We start from the raw sequence: 19,584 nt of genomic DNA on the forward strand, positions 1-19,584 counted from the left end.
TGTGGTGAGCTGGGTGTATGAGTGCTGTTCCACTGTCGATCCTTGACCGCGCCAACACCCGCCTGGTTGATGGCCGTCCCGTCGACGCCTCGGTTATCCTGCAAGAGGTCACCACGCGAGCTCAAGCAGCCGAAACCCTGGGGTACCAGCGATTTTGGGTGGCTGAACACCACGCGGTCCCCGGCATCGTCGGGTCAACACCAACGCTCTTCTTAGCTCACCTTGCCTCAGCGACGTCGACTATTCGGCTAGGTACCGGCGGCATTATGGTCCCCAGTCACCAGCCGCTGGTGATCGCTGAACAGATTGGTACTTTGCAAGCACTGTATGGCACTCGCATCGACGCCGGTCTGGGGGCGTCCGTGGGCTTTACCAAGCCCGTTCGCGAGGCCCTGCGTCACAATACCAACGCCAAAGAGCACTTCTTTGACGATGTCGATGAGGTCCTTGACTACCTCGATGGCACTGCCGCCATTACCGCATATCCCCAGGACGAATCCCGCACGGAACTGCATGTGCTCACTAGTGGCGGCTCAACTGAATTTGCCGCAACCCGGGGTATGGGGCTGGTCCTTGGCGGCCCATCAGTGACTCGCGGGCTAACATCCCCTGGAGAGCGCTCCCCCGTTGCAGCACAGTACCGTGAACAATTCGTGGCGGCGACGTCGCGCAATCAACGGCCACACGTCATCGCGTCGGTCAATGTCGCCACGGCGGATTCCACCTCCGCAGCCCAGCAGCTCGTCTTATCCGAAGCCTGGGCGCTGACTCAATCCAGAACTACCGGGGTGTTCGGCCCCTTAGAAGACCCCGCCACGATTGATCTTTCAGCCCTGTCCGCTCAACAGCAGCGGCGACTCGATAGAGCATTAGAGTCCACGATTTATGGCACACCAGATGAGGTCATGGAACAGCTCGAAGCGGTGGTGGCCTACACCCAAGCCGACGAGATCATGGTGACCGGTAATATCTGGGATCCAGCGGCGCAGCTGACCTCTGATCAGTTACTGATAGAAGCCTGGCTCGCCCGCTAAATCCGGAGGCTTTTATCGACCTTTTGGTGGGCCAGTGACTTCGCCGTGCGGCGAGACGGCTTCGGCAACACGGGCTGCTGTCTCCCCCAGCGCCCGGGCTTGCTCTTCCGTGAGCTGGTCAAAAATGGCCTGCTGGACCGCTTCGACGTGACCCGGGGCGATTTCTTCGACCTTGTCCCAGCCAGCGTCGGTCAGCACCCCGAGGGTATACCGACCGTCTTCAGGATCCACAATGCGCTCGACCCAGCCTGCCTTCATCATCCGGGAGATGACGCGCGACAAATGCGAGAGCGTCATGTTCGCAATCCCGGCCAACTCACTGAGGCGAATCGACCGATTCGGCGCTTCTGAGATTTGCGACAGCGCGTAATACTCATACAGACTCAGCCCCGAGTCCTCACGCAATTGCTGGTCGAGCTTGGTGGGCAACCACGTCATCAGCGACCACACTGCTCGCCACGTAAAGTCTTGTTCCTCATTGAGCCAGCGAATTTCAGATGCGTCAGTCATACCCTCAGCTTACATGACTTGCTATGGCAACTGACTGCAGCTAGGTTAGTTTCCATGACAAGTCATCATTCCGGCTTGCACCAGATGTTTCCAAGGAGCTCATATGACCCGCATTCCCCGTACCGGTCTCGATATCTTCCCGCTCAACCTTGGCGGTAACACTTTTGGCTGGACATCGGATCGCGATGCATCCTTTGCCGTCTTGGATGCCTTTGTGGAGGCCGGCGGGAACTTCATCGACACCGCAGATCTATACTCCGTATGGGCCGAGGGCCATGAAGGTGGCGAGTCGGAGACGATTATCGGCCAATGGCTGACCGCTCGCGGCAACCGCGACAAAGTCATCATTGCCACCAAGGTCGGCGGACTCCCAACGCGTCCAGGACTGAGCGTAGAAAACGTCGAAGCTGCCTTGACGGAATCCCTGAAGCGTCTTCAGACCGATCACGTCGACTTGTACTACGCCCATTATGATGACGAAAATGTTGCCATTGTGGACCAAGTGCGTCACGCTCACAGTCTCGTGGAGTCCGGCAAAGTCAAGCACCTAGCCCTGTCGAACTACGCGCCGGAACGTATGCGCGAATGGTTCGAAACCGCAAAAGCCGAGGGCCTGACCTTACCGGTTGCGATTCAGCCACAATACAACCTGTTGCATCGTAAAGACTATGAACAAGGGTATGGTCCAATCGCCCAAGAATTCGAAGCCGCCGTCTTCCCGTACTTCGCACTGGCTTCGGGCGTGCTGACCGGCAAGTACCGCTCGAAAGCCGACATCGAAGGCAAAGCTCGCCAAGGTTTCGCCGAGGATCTCATTACCGATGACGCCCTGCACGTTGTGGACGCCATCGTGGAGATCGCTGAGGCTCGTGGGGTCGAGCCAGCTACAGTCTCCCTGGCGTGGCTTCTGGCCAAGGGCGTGACCGCTCCGGTTGCTTCGGCTTCTGCCCCGGACCAGCTGCCAGCTCTGATGGCCATCGCAGATCTGAAACTCACCGACGAGGAAGTTCACCAGCTCGATACGGCCTCCCAGCCGTTCGCCTAAGCTTCGATTCTCGACTCACGACGCATAGTGCGAGGGCGGCTGCCGCAGGGTAGCCGCCCTCGTTATACAGAAGGAATTCTTTGATGACATCCACGGTCGGATTAAATTTGACTGACTTGCCAGCCCACCCAGGAACGGTCTTCGTCGCCGGGGACGGTGGTCTGTTGGGCAGTTACGCTGCCGAGTTGTACCACCAGCTTGGGTGGACGGTCCACGGGGTGAGCCGTCGAGCGCTCCCCGAGGTCCCATGGGTCCACCACCGCGCTGACTTACTCGATGAACAGGCTGTTAGTGAACTGGCCCAAGTCGAAGGGCTAGCCGAGGTGACCCACTTGGTTTTCGGCGCATACATTGAACGTGACACCGATGCGGAACTCATCGAAATCAACGATGCGTTGTTAGAAAATACCTTAGAGGTGCTCCGGCAGGCCGGAGCGAACCTGAAACACGTGACGATCTATCAGGGCGGAAAAGCCTACGGGCACCACCTCGGGTTTTTCAATACCCCTGCCAAAGAATCAGACCCGCGACTCATCGGGCCGCATTTCTACTACACGCAAGAAGACCTCCTGCGCCAACGCGCACAAGAACGGGGTTTCGATTTCACGGTGCTGCGTCCCGAGGGCGTGACCGGGTACGCGACCGGCAACCCCATGAACCTGTTGTTAGTCATCGGGGTCTATGCGGCCATCAGTAAAGAGCTTGGGTTACCCTTGCGCTTCCCAGGCACCCGGACAGCCTACGACGTGCTCTACCAAACCACCGATGCCCAACTGTTAGCCCGAGCCACCGTGTGGGCGGGTGGGACAAAAACGGCTGCCGGCCAGGTCTTTAACGTCACCAATGGCGATCAGTTCCGCTGGTCACAACTCTGGCCGCGGTTCGCCGAGCATTTCGGCATGGCCTACGCCCCACCCCAACAGATGTCGTTAACCGAAACCATGCCGGCATTGGCCGAAATCTGGGACAGACTGGTGCACCGCCACGACCTGCAACCCACCCCGTATCACGAGTTAGTCGGGTGGGGTGTTGGAGATTTCTTATTCCAGCACGAAGCTGACAACATCACCTCGACCGTGAAGATCCGTCAGGCGGGTTTCGCCGATGCTCTCGATACTGAAACGCGTTTATTGGAACTCTTTGATCAGCTGGTGGAACAAAAAGTTCTGCCGCCATTGCGGTAGTGCGCGCGACAAAACGCCCACAACCAGCATGCTGGTTGTGGGCGTTTTCGCATTCTAGTCCCTGAACGGGTGTTAGACCAGTGAGCTGGCCCCGAGCTTATAGCTGGCACCAACGTGGGTCTCGGGGAGGTGGTCGCCCTGGCCGAAGAGTTTATGGCGCAGGGTGCCCTCGGAGTATTCGGTCTTGTAGCGGCCGCGTTCCTGGAGTTCTGGGACAACGTATTCAACGATGTCTTCGAAGGTTCCCGGGGTGATGTGGTAGGCCAGGTTGAAACCATCGACGTCGGTTTCGTCCTGGATCCTGATAAGCTCTTCTGCAACCGTGGCGCCGGATCCGATCAGGACCGGTCCGAAACCACCGACACCAACCCATTCGGCGAGTTTACGAACGGTCCATTCTTCGCCGTCGCCGGAAGCCCTGCGGAAGGTTTCGGCAGCCGATTGGATTGCATTGGATTCGATGTGGCCGATGGGAGCATCCAAATCATATTTGGAAAAGTCGGTGCCCATCCAACCTGACATCAGCGACAGCGCGCCTTCAACATCGGCATACTGGGCAAGATCCCGGTACTTCTCCTGTGCTTCGGCATCCGTTGCACCGGTGACAACGGTCTGCATCCCAAAGACTCTCATGTCATACGGGTCGCGGCCGGCTTCGACCAGTGCCGCACGGGTTTTGGCGATTGACTCGCCCAGCAATTCTGGGGTCGGTGAGTTCATAAAGGTGGCTTCGGCATGTTTGGCACTAAAAACACGCCCACGGGTCGAGGCGCCGGCCTGATAGATGACCGGGGTGCGCTGTGGCGACGGTTCGGTCACCGCTGCACCTGGTACCCGGAAGAATTCGCCTTCGTGAGCAATGTTGTGAACTTTGGTGAAGTCGGTGAAGACGCCTGATTCGCGGTCGAATTGCACCGCATCGTCTTCCCATGACCCTTCGAGGAGTTTGTAGATGACTTCGAGGTATTCATCCGCGTGGTCATAGCGACGATCGTGTTCCATCTGATCGTCGTTACCCATGTTGCGGGCCGCCGATGGGAGGTAACCGGTCACAACGTTCCAGCCCACGCGGCCGTTGGTGAGGTGATCCAGGGTGGCCAGGCGACGAGCGAATGGGAAAGGGTGCTCATAGGCGGTGCCGGCTGTAACCCCGAAACCGAGGTGCTTGGTCACGGCAGCCATGGCAGAGACCAGCAGGAAGGGGTCGTTGACGGGCACCTGCGCACCCGAGGTCAGTGCAGCATTGGAGTTGCCACCGTAAATATCGTAGGGCCCAAGAACATCGGCGATGAAGAGCCCATCGAACAGCCCTTTTTCTAGCGTCTGGGCCAGATCGGTCCAGTAGGACAGCTTATTGTAGTCTCGGGACTGGTCTTGCGGGTGGCGCCATAGGCCTGGTGATTGGTGTCCGACACAGTTCATGTCGAAAGCGTTGAAGAGGATTTGACGTTGTGATGCCACGATGAATGCTCCTTCCATCGGTTCTGGCGGTAGCACCTTCCCACACGGGTGGTTGCTGCGGCGTCGTCGAGCCAGATCTCTTAGCCGCTCTGGATGGTTACAGCTACCGATTCAAACACATTTGTCCCCAAGATTGCCAGTCGAATCGTCATATTGTTGCCTTGTGTTCGCTCCCCGAATCGTACACCCTAGTCAGCTATCAGTAACGTCGGCAGAAAACACTCACGGAGTTCATTCCCTGCCTTCGGGATAGTGGAGCAGGGCTGTCCCCCATCCACGGCAACGGTCGGTTCGCTCCGAACATGCCATTGTCCAGTAGGCAACGCACCGTAACAATAATTTTCCTTTTGACCCATGATCAGCATAGGATCGTTGAACGTAACCATCCAGAGCGACTGAGAGACTTGGCTCAGTGAAGTCGCAGCAACCACCCGAAGGGCAGGTGCTAACGCCAAGACTCGATGGAGTGATTTTTTCATGACGCTCACAGCATCCAGTCCTGCAGTAGTCTGCCGCAATGTCGGCCGAGCCTTCGGTACCAACGGCACCACCCGCCAGATCTTGACTGACATCAACCTCGAGGTCGCACCCGGAGAGATCATTGCCATCATCGGTGCCTCCGGGTCCGGAAAATCCACCTTGCTACGTGCCCTGGGCGGGTTGGATGTCGGATGCACCGGCCAGGTGCACATCCAAGACACTCCCGTGGCCGAATTCGATCCACGGTGTGCCATCGGGTTCCAAGAACCCCGACTGATGCCCTGGGCGAGCGTGGCGGACAACGTTGCCCTGGGACTACCCGACGGAACGGGCAAAGCTGCTGGCAAACACCGCGTCGATGAGCTCTTGCAGCTTGTCGGTTTGGAGCACGCAGCCGATCATCGCCCGCGGGAAATCTCCGGCGGCATGGCCCAACGCGCTTCCTTGGCACGTGCGATGGCCCGCGACCCCGAAATCCTGTTGTTAGATGAGCCCTTTGGTGCCCTCGACGCGTTGACACGCATCAAAATGCAGCAACTGCTGTTGGACGTACATGCCAAAACCGGTACCACCACAGTGATGGTCACCCATGATGTTGACGAAGCCTTGCTGCTGTCAGATCGCATCATCCTGTTGGATCACACCCCGCACATCGAAGGCGCGACGATTGCCAATATTTTCACTCCACCCGTACCTCGGCCACGCGCCAGCCATGACCCCGCACTAGTTTCGTTACGGGAGCAACTGCTGACCGGTTTGGGCGTACAACCACTTGCATCTTCGAAAGGCTAACTCATGTTACTTCCACGCAAAACACTTCCCGCTGCAATCCTGGCCGGAGCGCTGGCACTGACCGGATGCGCCGGAGAAAACGCTGACGCCGGTGAGACCGAATCGCTGCGCATCGACTACGCCACCTACAATCCCTTGTCGCTGATCATCAAAGACCAAGGCTGGTTGGAAGAAGAACTTGATGGCGAGGTTGAATGGGTCTTTTCTGCTGGCTCGAACCGCGCCAATGAAAACCTGCGCGCCGAGGCTATCGATGTCGGCTCTACTGCAGGCTCAGCTGCCCTACTATCCCGTTCAACCGGGACACCCATTCAGACCATTAGCGTCGTTGGCAACGTCGAATGGACCGCACTGGTCGTTCCAGAAGACTCCGCGATCGACACCGTAGAGGATCTTGCCGGGCACTCGGTTGCGGCCACCCGTGGCACCGACCCGTACTTCTTCCTCGTTCAAGCCCTAGAGGAAGCCGGCCTTGAGCTGTCGGAGGTCGAGGTGCAAAACGTCCAGCACGCTGACGGGTTCACCGCCTTGAATAACGGCTCCGTTGAGGCCTGGGCCGGACTTGATCCAATCATGGCCGGAGGTGAAGACTCGACCGAGTTCTTACTCCGTGATGTAGATCTGAACACCTACTCGTTTGTGAACGCGACCGAATCGTTTATCGAGGACTCTCCAGAGGTTGCCCAGCTCGTGGTCGATACATATGAGCGTGCCCGCGACTGGGCGTTAGAGAATCCCGAAGAAACCGCAGAGCTGCTGGCCGAGGAAGCTGAAATCGACCTCGATGTTGCCACCATCGTGATCGAAGAACGCTCTGGTTTCGATATCAGCCCCGTACCCGGTGAAGATCAGGCCCAGGTGTTGGCTAATATCGCACCGATTTTCGTTACTTCGGGAGACGTTGACAACCAAGAAACCGTTGACGAAGCCCTCGAGACGCTGTTCGCGCCCGAGTTCGCCCAGAATGCGGAGTAATCCATGACCGCGATCGACCACTCCGAAGTCGCCAGTAAACGCCAGCCCCCAACACCCAGTGACACGCCGATCACCCCGGCCCCCGCCACGGACAAGCCAAGACTGCTAGACCGCAAAGGCGTCAAACCCGCCGTGGGGTTCCTGGTGCCCCTTGTCCTGCTGATCGCCTGGTGGGCGGTTACTGACGCCGGAGTCTTTACTCCCGTGCAGTTACCGTCTCCCTCTGCAGTGATCGAGGCTACCGTGGGCCTCATCCAGCGCGGTGACCTGTGGCTACACATCGGAATCTCGGTACAACGGGTCCTGATCGGTTTTGCAATCGGTGCGGTGTTAGGCATGATCTTTGGTGCCGTCCTGGGCCTGTCCCGGTGGGCTGACGCACTGCTGACGCCCCTGTTGGGTGCACTCCGGGCGGTCCCATCGCTGGCCTGGGTTCCGCTGCTGATTCTGTGGATGCAGATCGGCGAGGATTCCAAAGTCACGCTGATCGCTATCGGTGCGTTTTTCCCGGTCTTTACCACCCTGTATGCCGGCCTGCAGCATGTGGACCCACACCTGGTCGAAGCCGGGCGGGCCTTCGGATATAAAGGTGTTCGACTGTTCAAAACCGTCCAACTGCCCGCTGTCGTTCCCTCGATCTTCTCCGGACTACGACTAGCACTGGCCCAGGCTTGGTTGTTCCTGGTGGCCGCCGAACTCATTGCCTCTTCAATGGGGCTTGGGTTCTTACTCACCGATTCGCAAAATAATGGTCGCACTGATCGACTGATCCTGGCGATCATTCTGTTGGCCGTACTCGGTAAACTCACTGATACCCTGCTGGGCCTGGCAGAGAAACGCGCCATCGCCCGCTGGACATAACACGCAGGAGCTAGGCCCTTGGTGCCAGTATGCAGACGCCTAGTCCGATACCACTATTTTCCAGGGGCTGAGGCTCAAGAAAACGTTGAACCGAGGTTGTCAGGATCCCGGCGGCCGTCACGAAGGTCATCCACCTTTCAACGGCAGCGGCAGAATACTCAACCTTGCTATGCCCGTCGATGTGATTGCGGCCAGGTGGTTTCAGCTCGACTTTGAGCGCGACCAGCGCGACACTAGCCGCCACCAGGTTGACCACAGCTTCTGCTGGATCAGGGAACAAATTCACTGAGCCGGTCAATCGCCGGCGCATCCTTTTCAACAGAATCGTTGCTGTCTAGTCGCCCAGCTACCAAAATTCTTACAGTGTCCTACCCTGCCGCGTATGATCGTGGCTATGACGACTTCAGGAACTCGCATCGCAACGCAACGCCACACCGCGGTGGAACAGCTGGCCCCGGTGCTCTCCGATGCCAACCCGGTCTTAGGTGTCATCGATTTCAACGTCCTCGACCAACTGATCGAACATCTTCACGAGGTCTACACCGAAGACTGGATTCGCCACACCATCGCCGTGGGCACGATGAGCCTGCCCGGCGTGCTGGAACACTTCCGCGCTCGCGGGCTCGGCGTCCAGACCGCCTCGGCAACCGAGTTGGAGATTGCCCAGCACTCCGGCATACCGCTGTCTGAAGTTGTGCATAACGCGCCGGTCAAAACCCTGACGCAGCTGCGCGATATCACCGATGCAGAACTGAGTTTCAGTGTCGATAACTTTGCTGAGCTAACCCGAGTCGATGGGCTGCTTCAAGACCCACACAACTATGAAGGCTCAATCGGTTTACGCGTTACACCCCAAGCATCCGCTGAGGACGACGCGACTACATGCGCTCACATGGGTATCGGGCTGCGCGATCACCGCAACGATTTATTCGAGACGTTTTTGGAACGCAGTTGGTTGACGCAACTTCACGTCAGTTTTGATACGCCACCAACCTCGCTGCAGCAAACCGCCGAGCAGGTCGCTGCCGTCTATCAATTCGCAGAAGATATTGAGCACGCCGCCGGGGCACAGCGGATCTTCCGGTTGTACTTCCCCGCCGGTATCCCGGTCAATGTCGTCTCGGATGAAGTTCAACCAACCTTCGACAACCACCGGTTCGTGCACCACGCGATGATGCCGGAGCTATTCGACAGTAAATACGAAATCGTCAGCGAAATCAGTGCCCCACTGACGGCTAAAGCCGGGATGATCCTGGCGCGCGTCGAATACACCAAAGATCTTGATGGCCGCATGATCGCCGTTATCCACGCCGATGCTCAATATCAGCCCGAAAGCATCCGAGTCGCAGCCTACGATAGCGACGGCCGGTACAAAGACGACCTGCAGCACTATTATTATGATCTTGCCGGACCCACCGGGCTGGTGGCCCAACGGGTTGAACTGCCCGAGCTGGAAGCCGGCGATATCGTGGCAATCCTTGATGTGGGCGCTACCGCATTTAGCATGACAGCAGCGTTTACCGCACCCGTATACGGCATCCGGGCCGATGGGCTGCTGACCGAGTCTTCGATTCTCAACGCCGGCCGCTCCACGGCCGACCTCGCCAAAGCCGCCGGCATCTATCAACCCACGAAGCTCTTGCATTATCCTGCTGACACAATGTGACATCCTGATTTTCCCATTTCCGAAATTTTGCCTAAAGTAAGTGCGTACCCATCCAGAGCGGCTAAGAGATCTGGCTCCACGACGCCGCAGCAACCACACGTAGTGCAGGTGCTACCGCCAGAACCGATGGAAAGGTTTACTTCTTGACGCACTCCCCTGTCCACACCACCGACACCTCCGTGACCTACCGAGCAGGTCTGGCCACGGAGCTTTTTGGCGAGCAATACGCTCCGTTGCCAAATGGGCTGCCGGGTCCTCTGCCCCAGGCGATCGTGGATGCCGCAGACCCGGACGTGAATCCCGGTCGAGCACCGCACCAGGCCCACCATCGTCCTGATGCGACCGGCAACCAGGTCGATGAAGCACACCGGATGGCGTATTGGGAAGCCGCCGCCAACCGCCTGCGCTGGGATACGCCCTTTGAGACGATCCATTCCTGGACTAAACCGGACGCGGAATCTCAGCGTGGCCCCGAAGCCCGCTGGTTTGCCGACGGAAAGCTCAACGTGGCCGAGAACTGCGTGGACCGACACGTAGCGGCCGGGCATGGCGACAAGGTTGCGCTGTATTTTGAGGGTGAACCCGGTGATCGCCGTGCCGTCACGTACCGAGACCTGCTCCAAGAAGTCTCCCAAACCGCTCATGCGTTGACTGAACTGGGCATCAAGGCTGGCGACCGCGTGGTTGTTTACCTGCCGGTGATTGTCGAAACCGTGGTCATTGCCCTGGCTTGCGCCCGAATCGGCGCAGTCCATTCGCTGGTCTTTGGTGGGTTTTCTGCCGACGCGCTCAAGTTCCGGGTCGAAGATACCGGCGCCAAACTGCTGGTCACCTCCGACGGGCAATTCCGGCGCGGTAAGGCGGTACACGTCAAAGCAGCCGCCGATGAAGCCGTGGCCGGGGACAACAATATCGAACACGTGCTCGTCATCAACCGCACGGGTCACACTGACATTCCGTGGACCACAGGCCGCGATGTCTGGTGGGACGATATCGTCACCAAACAACCCACCGAGCATACCTGTGAGTATTTCGACGCCGAACACCCGCTGTTTATTATGTACACTTCGGGCACGACGGGTCAGCCCAAAGGACTTGTCCACACTTCTGGCGGGTATCTGACCCACGCTTCGGTGACCTATGATTTTCTATTCGCCAACCCAGACGTCTCCCAACGTGATGCCGATGTGCACTGGTGCACCGCGGATCTGGCCTGGGTCACCGCCCACACCTACGAGATCTACGGGCCACTGTCCAACGGTGCGACTCAGGTGATCTACGAGGGTGTACCCAATGCCCCGCATACTTCGCGGCATTTCGAGGTCATTGAACGCTACGGGGTGACCAGCTACTACACCGCACCAACACTGTTGCGTTCGTTGATGGGATGGCACGAAAACGGCCCGTCTGCGGACTATGATTTGTCATCCATCCGGCTGATCGGCACCGTCGGGGAAGCCGTCAACCCGGAAGCCTGGCAGTGGGCTCGCACCCATATCGGCCGAGACACCCCGGAAGGTGTGCCAATGGTGGATACGTGGTGGCAGTCCGAAACCGGCGCGACCGTCATTTCACCACGCCAGACTGATACCACCTTCAAACCTGGTTCGGGATCACGGCCCCTACCGGGCGTAAACGTCGCGGTCGTCGATGACGCTGGAAAGCCTGCGGACACCAATGAGCAGGGCGTCATCGTCGTAACCCGCCCCGGCCCCGGCGCCGCCCGGACGGTATGGGGCAACCCGCAACGCTTCTACACATCGTACTGGCAGGACTATCACTGGACAGAAGACGGCCGTGGCTGGTTCCTTGCCGGCGACGGGGCCAAAACCGATCAAGATGATGACATCTGGATCCTGGGACGCATCGATGACGTGATCAACATTTCGGGCCACCGACTATCGACCATTGAGATTGAATCAGCATTGGTTTCCCATCCAAATGTGATCGAAGCTGGCGTCACCCCGGTACCCCACCCCAAGACCGGGCACTGCGCTATCGCCTTCGTCGTGCCACGCGGTGAGTTCAACGATGAGGCCGCAAAACACGAACTGACACAGCTGGTTGCCAAACAGATTGGTCCGGTCGCAAAACCCAACGACATCGTTTTCGTTCCTGACGTTCCGAAGACGCGTTCCGGCAAGATCATGCGTCGACTGCTGACCCAGCTCTACACGGGTGACACGCTGGGTGATACCACCTCACTGCAAAATGAACCGGCCGTCGACAGCATCGCTAAAGTCTTACAGCACCGCTCCTAACGCGGCGGGAAACTCTGCATTAAACCAATGATGGTGGAGACCGCAGGGTCTCCACCATCATTGGTTTTCAGCGCTTCGCGCTGTGCTACGTTATTCTTTTATCGCACTGGTGTGCGGGTCACATCATCTTCGTGACGGGTGTGGACGCTTCGCGAACCACCGGCACCTGCAAATCCTGCGACGACAGCACCAATCAATAGACCGGCGACACTCCACCAGGCGCTGGTTGCCAGATCATCTTGGGCTTGCTGAGCAGTGTCCTCAGCTTCTTGCTGAGCTTGCTCCAGATCCTGCTGATCTACGTCTGCTTCGTCAGCAGCATTGCCAAGGTCTTCGGTGGTGATTTCGGTTTGCTGCAGGGCTCCCTGGGTAAGGTTACCTACGGCACCCCCGAGTGCACCGAGTACGCTAGCGCCGACCCAGCCCACGAGCACGAGGGTCGCTACCAGGGAGGTTGCCCAGGTGGCGATACCGTGCAGGAAGCCAGCTCGGATGGACAGCATACCGGAGACGAACCCGGCGATCCCCAGAGCAACAATTACTGCAATTGCGCTCCAAATTCCGACCGCTGTACCTCCGGCTTCTTCTAAGCCGAGGCCGATGCTGACCAAACCGAATACAAAGACCAACGCAATGAACGTCACCACGCCGGCGAAGATCGCACCCCAGGAGACGTTCGTGCGTCGCGGCGCTGGTTCATCAGTACCGATGAACGAATCGCGGGTGGTGTGATCGTGGTGTTCCACTCTGTCAGTGCGGCCCACTCTGTCAGTGTTACCAGTCGCGCCGACTGCCGTTGCGCCGTGCTCTCCCGATGTCGCGGCATGGTCACCACCGCCGTGATCGGGTGTTACTGGGTCTCTGCCGCTACGAGATGTCGGGTTCGTTTCTGTCATGATCATCCTTCCGTTGCGCGACCTGAAACGGTCGCCGCCTTGAGATGGTCAGGCAATTTCACGATGTGCGGGAGTTAGCGATTGGTGTCGCGATCTCCGCGAGTCACATCGTCTGTTTCCACGTCGATCTTCTCTTTGCGGACTTCATCGCCAACAGTTTCTGTGTCAACGACCTTGCGCTTGCCAACGTTGACCTTCTCGGTCGCGACAGTTTCTTTATCGACGACTGGACGTTCTTCGTGCAGCGTGATGGTTTCGTCAGTCTCTTGGGCGTTATCCAAAGAACCCGCACCGGCACGAGCCTGTGGCGAGTTAGGATCGACTGGTTCACGTTCTACAACGAGTTCTTCACGTTCGACTGGCACATCGACCTGCTCGCGTTCGGTGACAACACGTTTGCGTAGGCGAGCCTTGCCAGCGACGTGGTCCTCCTTGCCAACTTTGAGGTGTTCTTCGCGGGCAACGGCCTGTTCGCCGCCTTCAGCTGCTGCGACAGGATCACCAGCTGTCGGTGCTCCTGCTGCTGGCGCGCCGGCTGCTGGGCCACCTGCTGCAGGTGCATTGGTGCCAGCGCCACCGGTGGTGGTCAGACCGTAGTATTCGAAGATTTCGCGCTCTTCGGATGGTTCAAGGTGACCATCAGGATCGATGTTTGGCGCATCTTTGATGAAGTCTTTGGTGAACGGCACCTTGAGGTCGCCATCTGCAATGGGCTGAGCCGCATCGAGTGGGACGAAGGTTTCTTTCAGACCAAATAAGCCTGTGCTCACGGTCGCGAAACGAGGTTCATCCGTTTGATCATCAAGGTAGATTTCTTTGACGGTTCCGACCTTTTCGTTGTCCTGGTCGTAAACAGTTGCGTCGTCAAGGTTCTCGAGATTGAAGTTCTGTGTCATGTTGAAGCACTTCCTTTCTGAGATGCTCGAGCCGATCCGGGGTCACCGGGGCTCTTTCAATTTTCACTCTAACGATGATGGTGTTGAGAAACAACAGCCGATATCTGTTGAATTTTGCCTGTTGATGAAGTTACTGATGCGTTTCACCAGGACTGCACTAAATAACACCGGATGTTCATGGTTTAGTCAGGTTTAATGCAGTACTTTTTCAGGATTCGTGCAGGTTAGGCTTCGCTGGTTGAATCCCTGACATCCCGGGCAGCCCGCTGAGAATCGTCTTTCAGATCCTGCGCATGCTCTTTGCTGTCTTGTTTGACATGTTCGGCCCCTTCAGCTGCGGTGTCTTTCACAGCTTGGGCTGCTTCTTGCGCTTGCGGTTTGAGGTGCTCACCAGCTTCTTGCGCGGCTGATTTGGCTTCTTCTACAAGAGGAGCAGCACGATCCTTCACCTTCTCGGCGGCCTCCTGTTCCATACGAGACGAAGGAATTAGCGATGACGCCAACAGCCCTGCCCCAAAGGCAATCAGCCCTGCAGCTAGCGGGTTGCCGCGAGTCCCAGAGGTCACCTTGTCCGGGATGTTTTGCACTGCTTCACCAGCCTGATCTCCAAGATGAGACAACTGATCGGAAGCCTGCTGTAATGCGCCAGAGTTTGAGTCGCTCTGGTTGCCAGAATCTGGCGAACCCATCACTGCTTCTCGTGCGTTCCGGAAACGATCCCGGATGCGGTCTTTCTGGCGGTCTACAGCCTTGCTGGGATCGACTTTTTCTGCCAGGGCATCTACGTCTCGACCGAGTTCGGAACGAGTTTGTTCGATATCGGTGCGGATTTCCTCAGGATTGTTGGTCATGGGGTCTCCTTCGTTGGATTAAGCGTGGCGGGGATGTCCTCAACGGTCTCCTGCGTTTTAGGCAGTCCTTGAATCTCCTCGAGTTTCTTCTTACCCACCAGGGCTAAGATGCCAGCAATAATGGCCCACACTGCAGCGACGATTAGCGCTGCCCAGCCCAGGTGCATGACACTTCCTAAAGCCCACATCAGGGCGGTCGATAGGAAGATCAGCAACAGCAGTGCCCCAATTGCGGCACCGACCAGCATGCCGATACCTGCACCTGCTTGTTTCGCCGATTGAGTTGCTTCGGCCTTTGCTAATTGAACTTCCTGGCGGAAGAGCGTGCTGAGATCTTTGGACAGCCGGGAGAACATCTCCCCTAACGACTCAGTTCGAGCCCTCTGCTCTTCTTCCGATTCGGGGGCCTCGGTTGCACCGTGGTAACGCCCTGTGGTGTCCGGTTGCCCCGCTTCTGGTCCACTTGGATTCACGTTTCGCGGATTCATAGGCGACCTCCCGATTCGATATCAGGTTGGATTCCCAGGGTTTCTGTGCCGCGCACCGGTACTGCAGGTGGTTGCTGCGGCGTGGTGGGGCTAACCTGCCCACTCTGGGACTGGCCACTACGTGACTGGGATGACGACTGCTGGTCAGACTCAGCATCGCGCATACCGCGAGTCAGTCGACCGGCTATCAAGCCGGCTCCAGCAGCGATCAATAAGAACGCGCCTGGTCGACGTGAAGCGAAACGGCGCACATCTGAGAGCAACTCGCGAGGTTCTTTGGTTTCCAATTGGTGCGTGAAGGCTTCCGCGCGATCAGCAACGGTTGAGACTGCCCGAAGCACCATATCCGATTCGGGACGTTCACCCCGGCGGATCCGCTGCAGGTCGTCGGTGACCGTCCGGGACTGCTCAGCCAGCCGTTGCTGCTGTGTCGAAGCCTGTGCATTGGCTTCTTCTTGAACACTTGAAGCCAGAGATTTTGCTTGATCCATGGCTTCGTCCTGCACCGCATGCGCCTCATGCTTGGCAGTATCCGCCACATCGTCTGCTGCCGATTGGGCCTGACCTTTCAGACGGTCAGCTTCTTGGCGGGTAGTCTGTTTTGCTTGCTCTGTGGCACTGGCGGAACGAGTGCCACCTGAAGCTGGATTATTAGATGATTCCTGATTCGTTGTCATATTTCTCCTCCGTCTAGATTCCGACGGTACAACCGCCGGTCTCGTTCGGGTGATGAACCAAACGCTGGAATATCTTTCCGTTTTCCAACATAACGAAGAGCATTCCGGAAGAAAACAGCTCATCTGGTGACATATCTCAAGTCCATCCGGTTCATCAATCCTTGATTCGGCAGGTGACGCCGAGCTAGATAGCGCCTGGGCGCGGATCATGATTGAAATTTCAAGGGCCAACACTCGTTGAACACTTTTGGTGCCATCTGGGCGTATCCTGAGAAAGTACGACAATCTTCCCGATCCCCATGAATCAGGCATTCCACCGAGTAGATGAAGGTGCTATGAACCAGCGGTCGCCAAGCTCAAAGCCGCTAGCGAATGCGTTCCAGATCTATGCGCCGTCACTGATCTATGCGATCGGGTTAGGCGCAATTATGCCGGCTATAGCGACAGCGTCGACTCGATTTGGTGCCTCGTTGGCGTTGGCGGCCAGCACGGTCACACTCATCGGTATCGGGTCGCTCATGGCCAACGCGCCAGCTGCTCAGTTGGCCTCCCGTGCCGGCGAACGCCTGACAATGATTATCTCCGCCTTCGTCGGCACGTTGGGCGTGACACTTTCCTGGGCAATGGTGGCCGGTTGGTTCCGGCTCGAAGCACCCGTGGATTTCGCGGGATATACCGTCGGGATCCTCATGATTGGGATGGCCGGAGCCGGGTTCAATCTCGCCCGACAGTCGTATCTTGCGGTGGCGGTGCCGATCTCGCATCGTGCCCGGGCGATGTCGTTACTGGGTGGCATGCTGCGCATCGGCGCCTTCGTTGGTCCATTTTTCGGTGCGGCAGCTCAGTCGGTGATGGGCCTGCAGGGTGCATTCGCGGTTGGTGCAGTGTGCATGGGGATCGCTGTGGTCGTATCCCTGTTTATTCAGGAACTGGTCGACCCGAATTCACCGCCACGCGTGGAATCCACGACCACCAATCCCATCGAAATCGTCACGAACCCGACCATGACATCATTAGCGAAAGAGCACTGGCGGATCCTGTTATCTTCCGGGCTCGGGGTCTTGTGCTTGACGGCGCTGCGCGCCTCACGTACCGCAGTGATCCCGTTGTGGGCGGAACATCTTGGGCTCAGCCCCGCGCAGGCCTCGTTGATTTACGGTGTGGCCGGCGCGGTGGATCTCATCATGTTTTATCCCTCAGGTCTGATGATGGACCGGAAGGGCCGGCGAGTGGTGGCCGTGTCGTGTTTGACCGGGCTGGCACTTGGCACCGCAGTGGTCCCCTTGACCACGTCAAGCGCGTGGTTGATGGTTGCCGCCGTGCTCATTGGGCTGGGCAACGGATTCGGTGCGGGCATAGTCATGACGCTTGGCGCTGACTACTCCCCCGCTGTCGGACGACCAAAATTCTTAGCTCTGTGGCGGTTGCTTTCAGACACCGGTATGCTGACCGGTCCGCTGCTCATCTCAGCCGTGACGGCCATTTCCTCTCTGGCATTCGGGGTCTGGGCCATCGCTGCGCTTGGACTGGTGGGCGCAAGCATCTTTGCCCGCGCGCTGCCGCCCGGCCCGGGCCCGGTCGTCCGGTCGAACACACCCGTTAAGTAATCCTTGCTCCACGTCTGACCCCAGGTTTTGCTGCACACTGCACCAAAAGCTTCGCCACTCATGACGTGCGCCACATGTTGGCATCATAGAATCGAGACTGGACCCACTGTGGGTCCGAAGATGCGACGGAGGTTCACATGTCCCTAAATCTCACGACCTATGAAGATTTACTGTCTGCCATTACCGTTGACGACGGTCAAGCGGTCCACGACCCAGCCACGGGCGAGTTCATTGGCAACACCAAGATGTCAACGACCGATGATGTCGATGCGGCTGTCGCTAGGGCGCGGGAGGCGCAGCAATCCTGGGGTGCACTACCAGATGCTGAACGGTCCCAGTACCTGCACAAGGCAGCTGATGCGGTCAAGGAATCTGCCGAAGCCTTGGCCCACATCTTGGCGCGCGAAGTCGGCAAACCCTTAAACGGTCCCAACGCCCGGTTTGAAGCCGGCGCTTGCGAAGCGTGGTTGCGAGCGAATGCCGACTTCGAGATTCAAGAAGAAGTCCTGGTGGAGGATGACTCCGGCAAGGCCATCCTGTCGTATGTGCCCATCGGCGTGGTCGGAGCAATCGGCCCTTGGAACTGGCCGATGATGATTTCCATCTGGCAGCTGGCCCCATCACTGCGGATGGGTAATACCGTGGTGATGAAACCTTCGGAACACACCCCGTTGTCTGTCCAAGCCCTGGTGGCCGTCCTGAACCGAGTGCTGCCAGAACACGTCTTGCAGGTCGTGCCCGGTGCCGGCGATATTGGGCAAGCGGTTTCCGAACACCCCGATATCGACAAAATCATGTTCACCGGCTCTACCAAGACCGGCCAGGCCATCATGCGCAGCGCGGCGGCAGACATGAAACGCGTGACGCTGGAACTTGGCGGCAACGATGCCGGGATCGTGCTCGACGATATCAACGTCGACGAAATGGCTCAGGATATTTTCTGGGGCGCATTCATCAATACCGGCCAGACCTGTGCAGCACTGAAACGGCTCTACGTACCTGCTGCGATCTACGACGAACTTGTCGAAGCGCTGGCCAAGATCGCCTCCGAAACTCCGATGGGCCAGGGAGTGTCTGAGGAAAACGTCTTGGGCCCGCTCCAGAACGAAGCGCAGCGGAAGATCGTGGCTGATCTCGTCGAAGAAGCTCGCAAGGCCGGTGCCAACATTGTCACCGGAGGCAACCCTGATGATGATCAGCCCGGGTATTTTTACCCGGCAACGATTGTTTCCGACATTGACCAGCACAACCCGCTGGTCCAGATTGAACAATTCGGTCCAGCCCTGCCCATTATCAAATACGACGACCTGGATCAGGCCATCGAGTGGGCCAACGAACTCGACGTCGGACTGGGGTCCTCCGTCTGGTCTTCCGATGAACAACGCGCCCGTGAAGTCGCCAATCGGCTGATCGCCGGCACCACCTGGATTAACAAACACGGTGCGGTCGATCCACGCGTGCCCTTTGGTGGCGTCAAAAAATCCGGGATGGGCCTGGAATTTGGGGTCGAGGGGCTCAAGCAGGTCGCCCTACCCAAGGTCACCGCACTGTAAATACTCGACCCGTTCAACAGCGTTATTTATGCCTCCGGATCCCACCGGTATCGCTCCATGTCGATTCTGTTGCCTGGGATCTGGAGGCCTTCGTCGCGCAGCAAATCGAACTGTTGCGGTTTAGCGACCGTACCGTCGTTGCGCACAATGCGATGCCAGGGCAGATCGCCCCCGTCTTCTTTCAATACCCATCCAACGATCCGCGGGCTCGGAGCGCCCGCGAGCGCGGCAATGTCGCCATAGGATGCCACGTGGCCCTTGGGCACGCGGGCAATGGTGTTGCGGATCCGTTCGTGCGTTGCCTCGTCCATGTTTCGTATTGTGCCACGCGGGTCGATGTTGCTCTA

19 protein-coding genes and 3 riboswitches are annotated in these 19,584 nt (G+C 58.0%); of the genes, 10 read left to right on the plus strand and 9 right to left on the minus strand.

Annotated elements, in window-relative coordinates:
- The first annotated feature begins 17 nt into the window (after positions 1–17).
- On the plus strand, positions 18–1,034 hold the full coding sequence (locus J2S62_RS10435) for an MsnO8 family LLM class oxidoreductase (protein WP_310174437.1): 1,017 nt from the start codon (positions 18–20) through the stop codon (positions 1,032–1,034).
- 12 nt (positions 1,035–1,046) lie between these two features.
- On the opposite strand, the gene J2S62_RS10440 is transcribed toward J2S62_RS10435, so the two are convergent.
- A complete protein-coding gene (locus J2S62_RS10440; RefSeq protein ID WP_310174439.1) occupies positions 1,047–1,544 on the minus strand; it encodes a MarR family winged helix-turn-helix transcriptional regulator in 498 nt (165 codons plus the stop codon).
- Between the two features lie 103 nt (positions 1,545–1,647).
- On the opposite strand from J2S62_RS10440, the gene J2S62_RS10445 reads away from it, so the two are divergent.
- Entirely contained in the window at positions 1,648–2,589 is a 942-nt protein-coding gene (locus J2S62_RS10445; protein WP_310174441.1) for an aldo/keto reductase, read from the plus strand.
- Positions 2,590–2,672: 83 nt separating this feature from the next.
- A complete protein-coding gene (locus J2S62_RS10450; protein WP_310174443.1) occupies positions 2,673–3,773 on the plus strand; it encodes an SDR family oxidoreductase in 1,101 nt (366 codons plus the stop codon).
- 72 nt (positions 3,774–3,845) lie between these two features.
- Here J2S62_RS10450 and J2S62_RS10455 read toward each other — a convergent pair whose 3' ends face one another.
- Positions 3,846–5,252, minus strand: a complete 1,407-nt coding sequence (locus J2S62_RS10455; RefSeq protein WP_310174445.1) for an LLM class flavin-dependent oxidoreductase — start codon at positions 5,250–5,252, stop codon at positions 3,846–3,848.
- Positions 5,246–5,334: riboswitch (SAM riboswitch) on the minus strand. Its footprint overlaps the gene before it by 7 nt.
- A 279-nt stretch (positions 5,335–5,613) precedes the next feature.
- Positions 5,614–5,702: riboswitch (SAM riboswitch) on the plus strand.
- 9 nt (positions 5,703–5,711) lie between these two features.
- On the opposite strand from J2S62_RS10455, the gene J2S62_RS10460 reads away from it, so the two are divergent.
- The 3 genes from J2S62_RS10460 to J2S62_RS10470 are packed head-to-tail and all read left to right on the plus strand — an operon-like array spanning position 5,712 to position 8,342.
- Positions 5,712–6,506, plus strand: a complete 795-nt coding sequence (locus J2S62_RS10460) for an ABC transporter ATP-binding protein (RefSeq protein WP_310174447.1) — start codon at positions 5,712–5,714, stop codon at positions 6,504–6,506.
- A 3-nt stretch (positions 6,507–6,509) separates the two neighbouring features.
- Positions 6,510–7,481 (plus strand): aliphatic sulfonate ABC transporter substrate-binding protein, encoded by a 972-nt coding sequence (locus J2S62_RS10465; RefSeq protein WP_310174449.1) that lies wholly within the window; start codon positions 6,510–6,512, stop codon positions 7,479–7,481.
- A gap of 3 nt (positions 7,482–7,484) precedes the next feature.
- On the plus strand, positions 7,485–8,342 hold the full coding sequence (locus J2S62_RS10470) for an ABC transporter permease (RefSeq protein WP_310174452.1): 858 nt from the start codon (positions 7,485–7,487) through the stop codon (positions 8,340–8,342).
- Between the two features lie 10 nt (positions 8,343–8,352).
- On the opposite strand, the gene J2S62_RS10475 is transcribed toward J2S62_RS10470, so the two are convergent.
- Positions 8,353–8,640, minus strand: a complete 288-nt coding sequence (locus J2S62_RS10475; protein ID WP_310174454.1) for a cation transporter — start codon at positions 8,638–8,640, stop codon at positions 8,353–8,355.
- A gap of 96 nt (positions 8,641–8,736) precedes the next feature.
- Here J2S62_RS10475 and J2S62_RS10480 point away from each other — a divergent pair, with 96 nt between their 5' ends.
- Both J2S62_RS10480 and acs read left to right on the plus strand, forming a co-directional pair.
- On the plus strand, positions 8,737–10,008 hold the full coding sequence (locus J2S62_RS10480; protein WP_310174456.1) for a type III PLP-dependent enzyme domain-containing protein: 1,272 nt from the start codon (positions 8,737–8,739) through the stop codon (positions 10,006–10,008).
- A 45-nt stretch (positions 10,009–10,053) separates the two neighbouring features.
- Positions 10,054–10,141, plus strand: a riboswitch (SAM riboswitch).
- Positions 10,142–10,241: 100 nt separating this feature from the next.
- Complete coding sequence (gene acs, locus J2S62_RS10485; protein WP_407650014.1) at positions 10,242–12,269, plus strand: acetate--CoA ligase; 2,028 nt, start codon at positions 10,242–10,244, stop codon at positions 12,267–12,269.
- A gap of 98 nt (positions 12,270–12,367) precedes the next feature.
- On the opposite strand, the gene J2S62_RS10490 is transcribed toward acs, so the two are convergent.
- The 5 genes from J2S62_RS10490 to J2S62_RS10510 form a co-directional block, all read right to left on the minus strand.
- Positions 12,368–13,165 carry a YrzE family protein gene (locus J2S62_RS10490; protein ID WP_310174458.1) on the minus strand — a complete coding sequence of 266 codons (798 nt, stop codon included), beginning with the start codon at positions 13,163–13,165 and terminating at the stop codon, positions 12,368–12,370.
- Between the two features lie 74 nt (positions 13,166–13,239).
- Positions 13,240–14,061, minus strand: coding sequence for a PRC and DUF2382 domain-containing protein (locus J2S62_RS10495; protein WP_310174460.1), 822 nt, complete (start codon positions 14,059–14,061; stop codon positions 13,240–13,242).
- Between the two features lie 224 nt (positions 14,062–14,285).
- Positions 14,286–14,912 carry a DUF3618 domain-containing protein gene (locus J2S62_RS10500; protein ID WP_310174462.1) on the minus strand — a complete coding sequence of 209 codons (627 nt, stop codon included), beginning with the start codon at positions 14,910–14,912 and terminating at the stop codon, positions 14,286–14,288.
- Positions 14,909–15,400 (minus strand): phage holin family protein, encoded by a 492-nt coding sequence (locus J2S62_RS10505; RefSeq protein WP_407649958.1) that lies wholly within the window; start codon positions 15,398–15,400, stop codon positions 14,909–14,911. The genes J2S62_RS10500 and J2S62_RS10505 overlap by 4 nt, the downstream gene beginning before the upstream one ends.
- Positions 15,397–16,077 (minus strand): hypothetical protein, encoded by a 681-nt coding sequence (locus J2S62_RS10510; protein ID WP_310174464.1) that lies wholly within the window; start codon positions 16,075–16,077, stop codon positions 15,397–15,399. The genes J2S62_RS10505 and J2S62_RS10510 overlap by 4 nt, the downstream gene beginning before the upstream one ends.
- Before the next feature lie 335 nt (positions 16,078–16,412).
- On the opposite strand from J2S62_RS10510, the gene J2S62_RS10515 reads away from it, so the two are divergent.
- Both J2S62_RS10515 and J2S62_RS10520 read left to right on the plus strand, forming a co-directional pair.
- The gene (locus tag J2S62_RS10515; RefSeq protein WP_310174466.1) at positions 16,413–17,684 is read left to right on the plus strand and encodes an MFS transporter; all 1,272 of its coding nucleotides are present in this window, start codon (positions 16,413–16,415) and stop codon (positions 17,682–17,684) included.
- A gap of 137 nt (positions 17,685–17,821) precedes the next feature.
- The gene (locus J2S62_RS10520) at positions 17,822–19,237 is read left to right on the plus strand and encodes an aldehyde dehydrogenase family protein (protein WP_310174469.1); all 1,416 of its coding nucleotides are present in this window, start codon (positions 17,822–17,824) and stop codon (positions 19,235–19,237) included.
- Positions 19,238–19,263: 26 nt separating this feature from the next.
- On the opposite strand, the gene J2S62_RS10525 is transcribed toward J2S62_RS10520, so the two are convergent.
- Complete coding sequence (locus J2S62_RS10525; protein ID WP_310174471.1) at positions 19,264–19,548, minus strand: MGMT family protein; 285 nt, start codon at positions 19,546–19,548, stop codon at positions 19,264–19,266.
- Positions 19,549–19,584: the final 36 nt, after the last annotated feature.

Source organism: Enteractinococcus fodinae, assembly GCF_031458395.1.
Taxonomy (GTDB): domain Bacteria; phylum Actinomycetota; class Actinomycetes; order Actinomycetales; family Micrococcaceae; genus Yaniella; species Yaniella fodinae.

What these genes read in the sequence shown, in the direction of transcription:
- J2S62_RS10450 (WP_310174443.1), top strand. Translation starts at nt 2,673, where the DNA reads ATGACATCCACGGTCGGATTAAATTTGACTGACTTGCCAGCCCACCCA.
- J2S62_RS10495 (WP_310174460.1), bottom strand. Translation starts at nt 14,061, where the DNA reads ATGACACAGAACTTCAATCTCGAGAACCTTGACGACGCAACTGTTTAC.
- J2S62_RS10465 (WP_310174449.1), top strand. Translation starts at nt 6,510, where the DNA reads ATGTTACTTCCACGCAAAACACTTCCCGCTGCAATCCTGGCCGGAGCG.
- J2S62_RS10490 (WP_310174458.1), bottom strand. Translation starts at nt 13,165, where the DNA reads ATGACAGAAACGAACCCGACATCTCGTAGCGGCAGAGACCCAGTAACA.
- J2S62_RS10435 (WP_310174437.1), top strand. Translation starts at nt 18, where the DNA reads ATGAGTGCTGTTCCACTGTCGATCCTTGACCGCGCCAACACCCGCCTG.
- J2S62_RS10500 (WP_310174462.1), bottom strand. Translation starts at nt 14,912, where the DNA reads ATGACCAACAATCCTGAGGAAATCCGCACCGATATCGAACAAACTCGT.
- J2S62_RS10470 (WP_310174452.1), top strand. Translation starts at nt 7,485, where the DNA reads ATGACCGCGATCGACCACTCCGAAGTCGCCAGTAAACGCCAGCCCCCA.
- J2S62_RS10460 (WP_310174447.1), top strand. Translation starts at nt 5,712, where the DNA reads ATGACGCTCACAGCATCCAGTCCTGCAGTAGTCTGCCGCAATGTCGGC.
- J2S62_RS10480 (WP_310174456.1), top strand. Translation starts at nt 8,737, where the DNA reads ATGACGACTTCAGGAACTCGCATCGCAACGCAACGCCACACCGCGGTG.
- J2S62_RS10510 (WP_310174464.1), bottom strand. Translation starts at nt 16,077, where the DNA reads ATGACAACGAATCAGGAATCATCTAATAATCCAGCTTCAGGTGGCACT.
- J2S62_RS10525 (WP_310174471.1), bottom strand. Translation starts at nt 19,548, where the DNA reads ATGGACGAGGCAACGCACGAACGGATCCGCAACACCATTGCCCGCGTG.
- J2S62_RS10455 (WP_310174445.1), bottom strand. Translation starts at nt 5,252, where the DNA reads ATGGAAGGAGCATTCATCGTGGCATCACAACGTCAAATCCTCTTCAAC.
- J2S62_RS10520 (WP_310174469.1), top strand. Translation starts at nt 17,822, where the DNA reads ATGTCCCTAAATCTCACGACCTATGAAGATTTACTGTCTGCCATTACC.
- J2S62_RS10440 (WP_310174439.1), bottom strand. Translation starts at nt 1,544, where the DNA reads ATGACTGACGCATCTGAAATTCGCTGGCTCAATGAGGAACAAGACTTT.
- J2S62_RS10445 (WP_310174441.1), top strand. Translation starts at nt 1,648, where the DNA reads ATGACCCGCATTCCCCGTACCGGTCTCGATATCTTCCCGCTCAACCTT.
- J2S62_RS10515 (WP_310174466.1), top strand. Translation starts at nt 16,413, where the DNA reads ATGAACCAGCGGTCGCCAAGCTCAAAGCCGCTAGCGAATGCGTTCCAG.
- J2S62_RS10505 (WP_407649958.1), bottom strand. Translation starts at nt 15,400, where the DNA reads ATGAATCCGCGAAACGTGAATCCAAGTGGACCAGAAGCGGGGCAACCG.